Consider the following 13,395-nt stretch of genomic DNA (forward strand, 5'->3'; position numbering starts at 1 on the left):
TATGTTTTAGTATACTATAATTAAATAAGACTAGTGGAGAAATCATGAAAAGGTTTATTGGACTAACTGTTATATCAATTATTTTTTGTGGAGGCTATTTTGCTTTCAAACATATTTTAAATACAACGGACTATTACGCCAGGGTTACTTTGGAGAATAAGATGGCCCCAGAGAGACAAACTCATGATGCTGAAAGTGAAAACGTCTATCTCTTCAAATCATCAAATAGTAAAGGAGAATTCAAAGATATATGCTTACGTACAGAGCCATTACGTGAAGGAGTGTATATCATGGCTCACGTAAATCACGACAAGGTTGTACGTTGGAACATTGTAGAAGAAAGAAGTGTTCCGCCAAAGGCATTAGAGAAGATAAAGTTATAGAACAAAAATAATGCGTACTGCATTATTTTTTTGTTTTCTTTAATATTAATAAATATTTAAGCAATTAATTCGCTTTTATTCTGACAATTCTGTACAATTAAAATATAAAGCGCTATCACACCAAAAGATTGGAGAAGGATATGAAAATTAATACAAGGAAAAGAAAGTTTACCTTAGCTTCTGTGGTGTTGCTTGCTGCAGTTTCAAACATGATTGTTTCTCAATCAGCTGTGGAGGCCGTAACGACCACCATTAAAAATCAGGTCTCTAATGGTGAGGTTGTTATTTATGCACAACAGGCTGGACCTTCAAGTGCTGCCGCTACGGGAAATGCTATCGGGAATAATGACGGTACACAACAAGCTGCAGGAGAATCTTCAACATCTACGGCAACAAATAATTTAACAATGTCGAACGTGCAGTTTTCTGCAACTAAAATTACACCGACTGGTGCTGCTTCCGCAATGGTTAACAGTACAGGTGATATTGTATCTTCAGCCTTTACAGCCGATGCTTCAACAAGAAAAATTCAGAAAACCGATGCAAATGGTATGACGGACTTTACAGGACTTACTGATGGTTATTGGCTTTTTCATCAAATGACCTTGGTTGGTGGTGTACAGACCGTTAAGGATTTTATTGTGACGGTTAATACTTCCGATACAACCAATAAAGGTCCACTAAATGTCTATCCGAAACAGGATATGACGGAATATAAAAACTTATTTGATATTGTTGCTACAAACGCGGATGATAACTACAATGGAAAAACACCTAATGAACTTGTATCACCCAACGCAGATACGACGACTCTAATTGATATAAATGAGAGTGATGCTGCGAATACGACGACAGCAGCAGCTGGAAACAAGGTCGGTTGGAACGTCAATACAAGCTTTGATAAATCCCAGTGGGCAAATACTTCTGACACAGTAACTGCGCCTGATGTCGCAGATAATGTTAAAGCAAAATTTACGATTGAAGATACGATTCCAGCAGGATTCACAATCGGTATTCCAACGCTTAAGGCGGGTACAACAGCTTTAACACCTGAAGTAGATTATACAATGACCATTACGAATCAAGTGGTTTCAGTTTCTTTAACAAATGATGGTATGAAAAAAGTAGCTGGTCTACTAGATGCAGCAACAGGTAGAATAAATATGAACCTCTACATTCCTACGACAGTATCAGGTAGTGTTACAGCGGGGTCATATAAAGATAATGCCAAAACAACAATCATCAATGCTTACGGTGTCGATCTCAGTTCAACACCTAAAAATTCTACTGTAAATATTGGTGGTGTCCAACTGACGAAAACGGATGGGACTTCAGCAATTACTTCATCTCTAGCTACTTTTGTGCTGGTAAGAGCAAAAGATGCAGCCGCGGCTGAGGCCTTGGTTAAAAAACATGCCTCAAGCTTTAATGGCTCTTCTTCAGATCTTTCCAGTTTACCGACAGCCTACTCATCAACAGACAAAGCATCTTTCGTGACACAAGCTGACGGAACAATTGCTGTCAAAACAACAGGGGCTTCAGGAGTTGCTACTTTTTCTGGTCTTAACCTTGTTGACACCAACACAGACACAGAAAATACAAGCAACTATTTTGCGGTCGAAGTGATTGCCCCTGATGGTTTCCAATTACCAACCGCAACCACAGCTGCCAATGTAACAAAAGTCAATGCTTCAACAACACCTGCTGCGCATAATAATGATATTGTGAATAATAAACCATTCCCACTTCCATTTACAGGTGGAGCAGGAATTGTCGCCGTGGTATTAGTAGCAGGAGCAGCGGGTTTTGCAGCAATGGTTATTCGTAAAAAGAAACAAGAAGTAGAGGTAGATTCAAAATAGTAAAATATGGATACCATGCAGGAGGAGCACATGCGTGATAAAAGTCCAGATAGAAAAAGCGAACGCCGATTTTCACTGCGCAATATTATTTCCACTGTTCTGTTGATTCTTGCTTTGGGTCTTTTATTTTATCCTATCTTTGTGAACTATATGGTCGCGCAACAAAATAAAACGACAATCCAAAAATATACCAATAGCGTTAAAACAATAGATCCAGCGCAAGCAAAATATCTCAAAGATGAAGCAACTATTTATAATCAGTATATTTACGCCAAAAGTCAATACCAAAGCTGGAATAAAGCAGTACCAGATTATAAGCAACAGTTGGTGACTAACAATGATAAAGTTATTGCTTATCTCTCCATTCCACAAATTAAGGTTACGAACATCCCTATTTATAGTGGCGATAGTGAAGAAACATTAGCAGCAGGTGTAGGTCATATCCCGCAGACAAGTTTACCCATTGGTGGAGAAAATACACATGCTGTATTATCAGCACATTCTGGGCATATTAATAATACCTTATTTTCTGATTTGGAAGACTTGAAAATGAAGGATGTTTTCTACATTCATGTCTTAGATCAAACATTAAAATACGAGATTTTTGAGCGAAAAATTGTAAATCCTGAAGATACGGATGCTATTAATGTTATTCCGGGAAAGGATTTGGTCACACTGGTTACATGCTGGCCAACAGGTATTAACAATAAACGACTACTTGTTACAGGAAGAAGAGTTGCTACAAATACGGTAAATCCACAAGAGCACATTCAACGTAATAAATATGGCTACAATTTCTGGGTGATGCTTCTTGCAAGTCTATTAGCACTGTGTGCATTAGGACTTGTTTTACGCAATGTCTTGGGTGCTAAAAACTATAATATGCGAATCGATAGAGCACAGTTCGATGCAATTCAAAAAGGCAAACAAGAAATTATTATTGCGCCACTTCCTCTGGGAAGTAGAAAGTACCGCTTAAAAGATAAGATTACACTCATTGCGGCAGAGGCTCTTGAGTCTGATAAACGTCAATATTTTGCAAAAGATGATGACCAACAGTGGGAGAGTGTTAATAAGAGTAAGAAAGCTGAAAAACAAAAGGTAAAAATTACTCAAATCATAGATGCAGATGAATTTAATAAAACAGATGAACACTTAGAACACACAACATATCTTGAGTTTAAAAAGACAGCAGAACACCTGTTACAAGAGCGGTTAAATACAAAACAGCTTCCTGAAAACTGTATTTTAATTAAGGTGATGGTAAAAGAATAAATTCTAGAGAGGATCCATATGAAAAAAAGACCACTATTGGCTCTTATATTCTTTTTTTCAATTGTCTTATTGAGATGGAATAATGCGCCAATACAAGCAGCGGAAAGACATTCTCAAAATATAATCATTGTAAAATATGGGCTCACATCGTCCTCTCGTGGATTTTCTACTGATCAAAGCTTTAATACCGGCTTAAAAATTAACAATATCATTATTGATAATGAAGGTAAGGAACTTCAACCCGTAGCTGATATAAGCTATACAGTACAGCAAATTACGGAGAAGGATGATCTAGCAGTAATGGACCCATCAAGCTACACAAAAATGGGCAACCCGATAAAACTCGTAACAAATAAAGAAGGTATTGCAAGTATACGTTTAGGTGACGGCAAATACATCCTAACTGAGCAAGCCAATAATGCTGCAGGGCTTATTAATCCGCAAGCTCCTGTTTTGCTTGATCTCCCAACAGCAGATAGCCTAGAAGAGATTTATATATATCCCAAATCTAGCCTTATTAAGACTGAAAAGCAACCTACACAAAACTTTACCAAGCCAACACAAATTCAGTACAGACATGATTTACCACATACGGGTAAAAAAATCTCATGGTTTATTGCACTTAGTGGGGCATTTCTTCTGATTATTGTTGCTTTTGTTCTTAATCGTAAAGAAAAAAGTACACAAACGAAGTGAATTTAGGGGAAGGAGGTGAATTTATTTGAAGAAAATGAGCAAAAGTGATTGTGGTAACTTAAGTTTGGGCTACAAATATTATAAGAAAATAAGAAGAAAGAATAAAAGAAGGAAAAACAAAGCATTACACCAATACTTTAAACTAGTTTTATATACTTTCACCTTATTTATACTTAGTCCATTGTCACCTGTTGTGAATTGGATGCCTTCTTTGGGGACTCTTTCTGCTGAGGCTTCCATTACTCAACAAACGGATGGTTCTGGGATAACTTGGAATCTTATCACAGCCGGAAATGATATTAATACGTTAGCTACTACGGCGCTCCCTGGCTCTACTCTTTACATAAAGGCAGCAAATGACTTGACCTTAGGAGTTACTGCAGTATTGCCTTTAAACTTAACTTTAGTTTTTGATATGGGTGGCCATGCTCTATACAATACAGGAGCTGCCGTTATTACACCTTCTGTAGGGAACACTATTACTTTTCAAAACGAACGTATCATATCAACAGGAACTACTAATAGTACCACAGTGCCGAGTCCCTTTGGGATAGGTACGGTAACCGGAGTATACAACTACTATTATGGTCTCTTTAGTGCAACGAATATCTCAGGAGTAAGCATAACATATAAAAATGTCGTCCAAGATTTAGGAACTATAACAACTTGGGGGGCTGGTGGACAACCTTTTTATAATATTGGAAGTTCTGTTAATTTCTCTGGAACCAATTACTTTAACTATAATTCGGGGCAAGAATTCATGGAAGGTACAGGAATCAATGTTCTTGATGGAACCACAACAATTAAACACAGCTCCGGAGGAAATGCGCCATTATGGGCTCAATCTGCTGCTTCAATTAATATTGCTGCAGGAGCAACTCTAGATTTCACAGGAAACTCAACAGGACGTGGTTTCATTTATCTTGATAATACGCCCACTTTTACGATAAATAATAATGGGACTCTCCAGCTCAGCATGTCTGGTCCAAGCAGTAATAATTTTTATAGTAATACCCGCATGTCATCGATTACATTGAATTACGGCGCTAATTCCGGTACAACGATAACTGCTCCCGGATTCTTTGATTATAATGCCACGGGTGGTGCTTTTAAAACAACGATTGGGCAGGGGGCAAGTTTTGACTATAGTACAGGAAATACTGCAAATGCTTTCTTAGGGACATTGGCTACTACCGACAGTTTCACGCTTAATTCAGCGAAACATGTTCGGTTTAATACAATTAAAACATCTGGAAGTAGCATCCTTGGGACGGATACAAGTGCCATGCCATTTGTACTAAATGCAAACTTACCTTCAGCTTATGCCATTAACGGGTACAATAGTGGTGGAGTTTCAAGCCTGCTGGCAAGTCCTACAAGTGGTGCATTTGGAGTAACTGGAACCTTTCATAGTAATTTAGCGGACTTAAACAAGCTTACTGGTCAAAAAATTCCTACAGCAATAGAAATTACTAGCTATCAAAATTCCGCACAGCTTGAATTTAACCTTGTATCTCCTGCGCAAGCCAATTTTAGTTATGTATGGGCGGCGGATGTTCCTGGACAAAACGGCATAGCAGGTACTTTACTTGGGCAACTTCCGGCACGTGTATCAGAGCAAGGTACCGTTGGAGGTGCACTAACGGCGCCAACATTATCCGCAGCACCCAAAGGTTATTATATCTCGGGTTATAAAGCACCAAACGGCACAATCTACAGCACACTGGCTGCAGCTTTATTATCGGTTAATAATGTATTTGGTACGACTTCGAACACAACGACACCTGATGTTTACATGCCTTCCACAAATGATTTTCAAGTCATTTTGAGTGCAGAAGAGCAAACATTTTATATTAATTATGGCTATGCGTTTACAAATTTTGGAAATGTACCACCTTTCCCACCCAATGCTTATAGCCAAAATGGCTTGACTGGCGCACCACTCGCAATTAGTGGCTTAGGAGCTGCCCCGACAGGATATCATTATTCTGCTGTGATGAATAACAAGGGGTCATCTTGGATTGATCAGACAAATCCGGAAACGGGAGCAGCTAATACACCTACTCCTTATTATGTATCGATGAGTTTTGCACTCACAGCAGCGATAACTCAGCAAAATGGAGGAATGTATTTTGGAACCTCATCTTTAAGTGCAGCTCCAATAATTAATAATCAAGGGGCATTTGATAATAATGTAATGGCTATGCTTACAGCAAATGCGGAAATTGCAAACTATACTTATGGTTGGGCCAATATTACGCCAGGTTATAATGGAAATGCAGGACAGATTTATGGGAATCTTCCAAGTCAAGCAACTTCTAATGGTGGCTTCGGTGACACTATTGCGCGAGACACATCAAGTGTAAATTCTCCGGGAAACAATTACCAGACCTTTGTCGCTCCTCCAAATGATAAGGCTCTTAGTGGCTATTCTGTGGCTGTGCGTGCACCAAATGGAATAACATACACATCGGATCCTAATGCTGCTGCTAGCTCTACAGTAATTAAAACAACCACGCCATTGACAACTGCGACTCAAGCAAATATTTTTAAAGAAGGAGCAGCGGCCAACAATTTCGTGATTACTTATACACCTATTGCAAATAAGATAAGCTGGCACTACACATACGATCCAAGTATATCTAATCCACCAAGTGTCCCTGCTGATATTGTTCAAGAAGGAGTGCTGACCGGCGAACCACTTACAGATCCAAAAGCGATAGCGCCAAATGATTATTTTATTGAAGGCTATCAGTATCCTGGAGATACCAAGATTTATCCCACAATTGCGGAGCTACAGACTGCGCATTTCTCTGGCACTAGTGATGTGACGATTAATATCCTTTTAGCTAAAAATTTTGTTTTACCTTACACAGGAGGCTCAGGACAGTTTGGGATAATCTTAGCATCAGCTACACTTTCCTTTCTTGCTTTAGCTTTTTACATCTTTAAAAGGAAAGATTAAAGTATTTCTTTTAACCACAGGATCTCGATCGTGTGGTTTTTCTAATTTTTTGCAATAATTGAGGTATATAAGTGTATTTGTGCTCAGATATTGGTATAATTAAGCATTATGACAAGAAAAAATATACTAAAAGCACAACGAATCGTAGTAAAAATTGGTACAAGCTCGTTGATTTTACCGAATGGAAAGATAAATTTATCAAATATAGATGAACTGGCTTTTGTGTTATCCGATATAAATAATAAGGGGTATGAAGTTATCTTAGTAACTTCAGGAGCTATCGGAGCAGGGTTAAATGTCCTTGGGATGAATGAACGTCCAAAAGATATTGCACAGCAACAAGCCTTAGCAAGTATTGGTCAAGTAGAGTTGATGAGTCTTTACACGCAAATGTTTCGTCGTTATTCTCAAAAAGTGTCACAACTTTTATTAACACGGGATGTTACCGATTTTCCACTGAGCTCAAATAATGCTGAAAATGCCTTGAATGCCCTGCTTTCGCTAGGTATTATTCCTATTATCAATGAAAATGATGCTATAGCTGTCGATGAAATGGATCATCAAACAAAATTTGGCGATAATGATAAGCTTGGAGCGATTGTTTCAAAGCTAGTGGATGCTGATTTACTCATCATGCTTTCTGATATCGATGGGCTTTATAATAAAAACCCCAATATTTATGATGATGCTAAAATATTTAAAGAAATCCATGACATTACGGATGAATTACGACAGATGGCGGGGGGAGCTGGGAGTCGTTTTGGTACAGGTGGGATGACCTCTAAGCTCGCCGCTGCAGAAATTTTGTTCGAAAACCAGCAGGAGATGGTTCTGACCAATGGTAAACGCATCCGTGAGATAAAAGATATTATTGCTGGACAAGAAATTGGGACTTATTTTTACCAAAAAATTGAGAAAGAAGAAGATGTATGATGATTGAAGATTTAGGAGTAAAAGTCAAAGCAGCAAGCAAAGAAGCAGCAAAACTATCTGCTGCAACAAAAAACAACTTTCTGCTTTTCCTAGCAGATACTCTCATTCAAAACACAAGCCGGATTATTTCTGAAAATGAAAGAGACTTACTTAAAGCCAAAGCACATGGTATTTCGGATATTATGGTAGATCGTTTACGATTGACGCCAGAAAGAATTTCGGATATGGCACTTGGCTTACGTCAAGTGGCTGACTTGCCTGATCCTATCGGACAAGTTTTACAAGGCTTTACAAATCTTGACGGACTAAAAATTGTCCAAAAACGAGTGCCGCTTGGTACGGTTGGGATGATTTTTGAGAGTCGCCCAAATGTGACAATTGACGCCTTTTCACTTTGTTTTAAAACAGGGAATAGTGTTCTCTTGCGCGGTGGTTCAGACGCCATACATTCTAATACAGTCCTAGTTGAAATTATTAAAGAAAGCTTACGTAAGCAAGGAATTAACTCCAGTACCGTAGAGCTTCTCACGGATACTAGTCATGAAGAAGCTGAAAAGATGATGCAGGCTGATCAATTTTTAGATGTGCTTATTCCGCGTGGCTCTGCCCGATTGATTAATCGCGTAAAAGAAAAAGCAACAGTTCCTGTTATAGAAACTGGAGTCGGAAACTGCACTATTTATGTTGATGAAACTGCTGATTTAGAGATGGCTACAAAAATAGTTGTTAATGCTAAAACACAACGCCCAAGTGTTTGCAATGCTGCTGAAAGCCTAGTCGTGCATGCGCAAATCGCTGCTGAATTTTTACCTAAATTGCAGGAAGCTTTGAAAAAAGTACATGAGGTTGAGTTTAGAGCGGATGAACGTTCCTTGAAAATTCTCCAAGCTTGTGATGGAAACTTAGCAGTTGCTGCTCGCGAAGAAGACTTTGGTACAGAATACTTAGATTACGTTATGTCAGTGAAAATAATCAACGATTTGGATGAAGCGATTGATCATATTAACTGTTACTCGAGTCGTCATTCAGAAAGTATCGTAACTAAAGATTACTTTAATGCCCAAAAATTTCAAGAGGAGATTGATGCTGCAGCAGTGTATGTAAACGCATCGACACGATTTACAGATGGCTTTGTTTTCGGACTTGGCGCTGAAATCGGAATATCCACTCAAAAACTTCATGCACGTGGTCCAATGGGACTAGAAGCTTTGACTTCAAGTAAATATCTAATTGACGGAAATGGTCAAATCCGCTAATATTTTTAACTAAAGAACGGTCTTTTAGGGCCGTTCTTTTATTACAAAAAAGTAAGGAAATAGTTGGGTGAAAAAAGATAAAATAGAAAGAAAAATGAGTGTATGAGTTGGAGATTTCTTAGCTCAAGAGATTAAACCTTGCTTTTAAATATAAGGAGTACATATGAAAAAAAGAGCGCAGAAGAGAAAGAAAGGAATCGATATGTTAGGTGTGACATTTTTTGTTTTTATTGCTGCGGTAATCGGAGTTTTATGTGTTGCTTTATATTATCAACAGACCAAGGCAAGCCCTGGTGAGCCAAGTACGCGCGTGATTAAAAAAACGGAAGAACAACTAAAGTCAGAGCTTACGATTTACCCAACACTGTATGTTACTGGCTCAAGTGGCAGTCCTAAAAACAATATCAGTCATTTAGTTCAAGCAGTAACCAATAAAAATAATGCCGCAAAACCAGGCCTCACTGTAATTGCGGAAACAGGAAATAAATATAAATTAAAAATTACTGGAAAAATTGATGCTAGTAATAAATATCCAGCTATTGCTGTTGGGACAGATCATGGAACAAATGATCACGAAATCTATCAGTATGCGATAAAAGCTACAATAGAATATCTAGCGGCACACTACAATGTCCCTTGGTATAATATTTTGGGCTATTCTTCAGGTGCAGGTGGAGCTATGCGGTTTTTGATCAATTACTCGCAAGATAAAAATTTACCTCCTGCTAAAAAGTTTGTTGCCTTAGATGGTGAATTTAATCGCAAAGAAAAGTTAAGAACCAACGAGTCCATGGAAAGCCTGTATCAAAATGGACCTGAAAACAAAAGTGCTGATTATAACTATTTTGAGAAAAATTATTCAAAAATGGATAAGGGCATCCATGTCTATCTCATGGCTTTAGATACGCCTGTCGGGTCTGATTTTGATGGCGTTCTCCCGTGGTCGGATCTCTTTTCTGTTTATAACCTCTTTGAAAAAAATGGCAATATAACGGAAAAATTCACCTATACAAATAGCCCAGGAGAACGATATTCTCATGGTTCGATTTGTAAAATGCCTGCAGCACAAGACTATATCGAGAAGGTTTTCTACCATTCAACTTAACTTACCAAAATGTAAGTTTACAGACAATTTAATTATAGTACAATCATATATTATGAATAGAAAATATAAAAAATTATTCATCTTTTTGGGAAAGACACTGTTTTACTTCGTAGTTATTTTAATTCTACTTTATCTTTATTCTTATAGTAAAACAGGGGGCGCACACTTTATCTACAATGAATTTTAGAAAGGAGATGTCATGAACATTTTTCTCGAAATTTTATCCGGAGCAACAAAATACCCGGAGCGTTTAGCGATAGTCGAACACGACCAAGATTATACTTATCATCAATTGCTTGATGCAGCATCACAGGTAGCTCAAAAAATATCTGCAATGCCCATCTCCGAACGTCCAATTATTGTATTTGGTAAAAACGGATTTTTATCATTAGCTGCACTACTCGGTGTTTCACTTACAGGGAGGGCCTATATTCCTGTAGACGCCCATACACCTTTTGAGAGAACTCAGCTGATTATGCAAGCTGCAAACCCTTCTTTAGTCATACATACAGTGGAACTTGAAGAGAAGTTTTCCCAACTTTTTACATCAAGAATATCTTATACTGAATACCAAGAAAATATCGATTTCGATTTTTCACAGATTGACAGTCGTCAAGCTGTGAGCGGAGAGGATATTAACTACATTATCTATACTTCGGGCACAACGGGACTTCCAAAAGGTGTCGCAGTAACACATAATAACTTACTTAGCTTCACTAAATGGATGAATAAGGATTTTTCTATAATCGAAAATAATCACTTTCTGTCCCAAGCATTATATAGCTTTGACTTATCAATTTTCAGTTTATATCCTAGCTTGACAACAGGTGGGACCTTGATATCACTTAGTCAAGAGGAGACAACGAATTTCAAAAAACTTTTTGAACGACTTAATTCAAGTACGATCAATACCTGGGTTTCTACTCCATCCTTTATCGAAATATGCTTGCTTGATCCATCATTTGTTGAAGAAAATCATCCAGATTTACAGCAATTCATTTTTTGTGGCGAGGAATTAACGCACAAAACGGCATCCAAGCTGCTTAACAAGTTCCCACATGCAAAAGTTTGGAACACTTATGGACCAACCGAAGCTACAGGTGCTATTACAAGCATTCAGATTGATAAAACAATTCTTCAAGACTATAAGCGCTTGCCTATTGGCACTGCAAAGCCAGGTGTTGAAATCCAAATCATTGATGATGAAATTATTATTATTGGGGATTCTGTAGCTCAGGGATATTTTGAAAATTCGGAGAAGACAGCAGAAGTCTTCTTTGAGTATGAAGGCAAGAAAGCATATCACACAGGAGATTCAGGCTATTTTGATGAAAATTCGGATCTAAACTATAATGGTCGTATCGACTTTCAAATAAAGTTCAATGGTTTTAGGATTGAGTTGCAGGATATTGAAGCTCATTTATATGAAATTGCTGAGATTGAAAAAGCATTAGTGGTGCCTCAAGAAAATGCTGCACATAAAGTAACAGGATTAATAGCGGTCATCCATTCTTCTTTAAGTTTTGAAACTAAGGCTGAAGAACGCGCATTTAATAAAAAAATCAAGGCACAACTTTCAGATACGATTATGGATTATATGATGCCGACTAAATTCATTTATCTTGATGATTTCCCGCTTACTCCTAATGGAAAAATTGACCGAAAGGCCTTAACCAAACAAGTCCTTGGAGGTAAGAACTAGTGGAACCATATGCAACACCTTTTTATTTTGTGATTTTAGGGTTAGCACTGCTTCCACTTATCATGGCACACGCCTACGGAAAAAAATGGATGGGCTATCAAGTCATCTTGACCATTGCCTTTCTCTGGATCAGTTTCGGCGGTAAAGTCAGTCTTTGGTCCCTTCTGGGCTTTGGTATTTTTGAAACAACTTTAATCAAGCTTTACGAGCACTATCGAAAACTCCAAAACAAAACTTGGGTGTTCGTTTTAGCAGTGATTGCATCGTTACTACCTTTAATAATTGTTAAGGTGACACCCTTATTGGACCCGATGCATCCACAATCTATCCTTGGTTTTTTAGGGATATCTTATGTGACCTTTAAAACTGTAAGTGTAATTCTTGAGTTACGCGATGGCCTGATTAAAGAAGTTCCCTTAAAGGAATATCTCTATTTTCTTTATTTCTTTCCCACTATTTCGTCAGGGCCAATTGATCGTTTTCGACGTTTCCAAAAAGAGCTAGAAGCGCCACTGACAGATAAGTATTCGGAGTATTTAGGAAAAGGGATTTTCTATATCTTCCAAGGTTTCCTATATAATTTCATCATTTCTTATCTCATCTCACATTATTTTTTGCATGATTTAGCGATAAAAGCAACATTGCATCCCAATTTGTGGAATATGATGGGGAGTATGTACGCTTACGGTTTTTATCTCTTTTTCAACTTTGCAGGTTATTCTCTTTTTGCGATGGGCGTTTCTTTGATTATGGGATATAAAATTCCTATTAACTTTAATAAACCCTTTCTCGCAAAAAATATTAACGACTTTTGGCAACGCTGGCATATCTCTTTATCATTCTGGTTCAGAGACTTTGTCTTTATGCGTTTAGTAAAGTGGATGATGGTTAAAAAATGGTCCAAAAATATGGTGACCATCTCAAACGTGGGTTACTTAGTAAACATGTTTATTATGGGATGCTGGCATGGTTTAACGTGGTACTATATCTTATATGGTGTTTATCATGCCTGCCTGATGATCATTTATGATGCCTGGAAGCGAATGAAGAAGAAGCACAAATGGAATATTCCTGATAATATGTGGACACGTGGAGCTGCAATATTTATCACTTTTAATGCCGTTATGGTCAGTTTCCTTATCTTTTCAGGAATTCCTAATTATGCTATAATGCATGCAATCAATGGACTTGGTAGTCCTTTACCTAATTTTTAGACAA

General features: G+C 37.8%; 11 protein-coding genes. All 11 read left to right on the plus strand.

The genetic code is table 11. The annotated features are described in order from the left end of the window. Positions 1-44: 44 nt before the first annotated feature. Positions 45-383, plus strand: coding sequence for a YxeA family protein (locus VNN39_RS08275; RefSeq protein ID WP_165713792.1), 339 nt, complete (start codon positions 45-47; stop codon positions 381-383). Positions 384-523: 140 nt separating this feature from the next. Next, on the plus strand, positions 524-2,245 hold the full coding sequence (locus VNN39_RS08280; RefSeq protein ID WP_338997384.1) for a SpaH/EbpB family LPXTG-anchored major pilin: 1,722 nt from the start codon (positions 524-526) through the stop codon (positions 2,243-2,245). A 30-nt stretch (positions 2,246-2,275) separates the two neighbouring features. After that, positions 2,276-3,520 carry a class C sortase gene (locus tag VNN39_RS08285; RefSeq protein WP_338997385.1) on the plus strand — a complete coding sequence of 415 codons (1,245 nt, stop codon included), beginning with the start codon at positions 2,276-2,278 and terminating at the stop codon, positions 3,518-3,520. 18 nt (positions 3,521-3,538) lie between these two features. Continuing rightward, a complete protein-coding gene (locus VNN39_RS08290) occupies positions 3,539-4,216 on the plus strand; it encodes an LPXTG cell wall anchor domain-containing protein (RefSeq protein WP_339007032.1) in 678 nt (225 codons plus the stop codon). A 34-nt stretch (positions 4,217-4,250) separates the two neighbouring features. Continuing rightward, entirely contained in the window at positions 4,251-7,181 is a 2,931-nt protein-coding gene (locus VNN39_RS08295) for an LPXTG cell wall anchor domain-containing protein (protein WP_339007283.1), read from the plus strand. A gap of 108 nt (positions 7,182-7,289) precedes the next feature. Further along, complete coding sequence (gene proB / locus VNN39_RS08300) at positions 7,290-8,114, plus strand: glutamate 5-kinase (RefSeq protein ID WP_338997387.1); 825 nt, start codon at positions 7,290-7,292, stop codon at positions 8,112-8,114. Continuing rightward, entirely contained in the window at positions 8,114-9,370 is a 1,257-nt protein-coding gene (locus VNN39_RS08305; RefSeq protein WP_338998112.1) for a glutamate-5-semialdehyde dehydrogenase, read from the plus strand. The genes proB and VNN39_RS08305 overlap by 1 nt, the downstream gene beginning before the upstream one ends. Before the next feature lie 163 nt (positions 9,371-9,533). Beyond that, entirely contained in the window at positions 9,534-10,475 is a 942-nt protein-coding gene (locus VNN39_RS08310) for an alpha/beta hydrolase (RefSeq protein WP_270231788.1), read from the plus strand. A 52-nt stretch (positions 10,476-10,527) separates the two neighbouring features. After that, positions 10,528-10,662: a teichoic acid D-Ala incorporation-associated protein DltX gene (locus VNN39_RS08315; protein ID WP_080567254.1), complete on the plus strand. Its 135-nt coding sequence runs from the start codon at positions 10,528-10,530 to the stop codon at positions 10,660-10,662. Between the two features lie 12 nt (positions 10,663-10,674). Next, complete coding sequence (gene dltA / locus VNN39_RS08320; RefSeq protein WP_338997389.1) at positions 10,675-12,177, plus strand: D-alanine--poly(phosphoribitol) ligase subunit DltA; 1,503 nt, start codon at positions 10,675-10,677, stop codon at positions 12,175-12,177. Next, a complete protein-coding gene (dltB, locus tag VNN39_RS08325) occupies positions 12,177-13,391 on the plus strand; it encodes a D-alanyl-lipoteichoic acid biosynthesis protein DltB (protein ID WP_096368251.1) in 1,215 nt (404 codons plus the stop codon). The genes dltA and dltB overlap by 1 nt, the downstream gene beginning before the upstream one ends. The last annotated feature ends 4 nt before the right edge of the window (positions 13,392-13,395 follow it).

It is taken from the genome of Lactococcus formosensis (assembly GCF_037892375.1).
Classification (GTDB): Bacteria; Bacillota; Bacilli; order Lactobacillales; family Streptococcaceae; genus Lactococcus; species Lactococcus formosensis.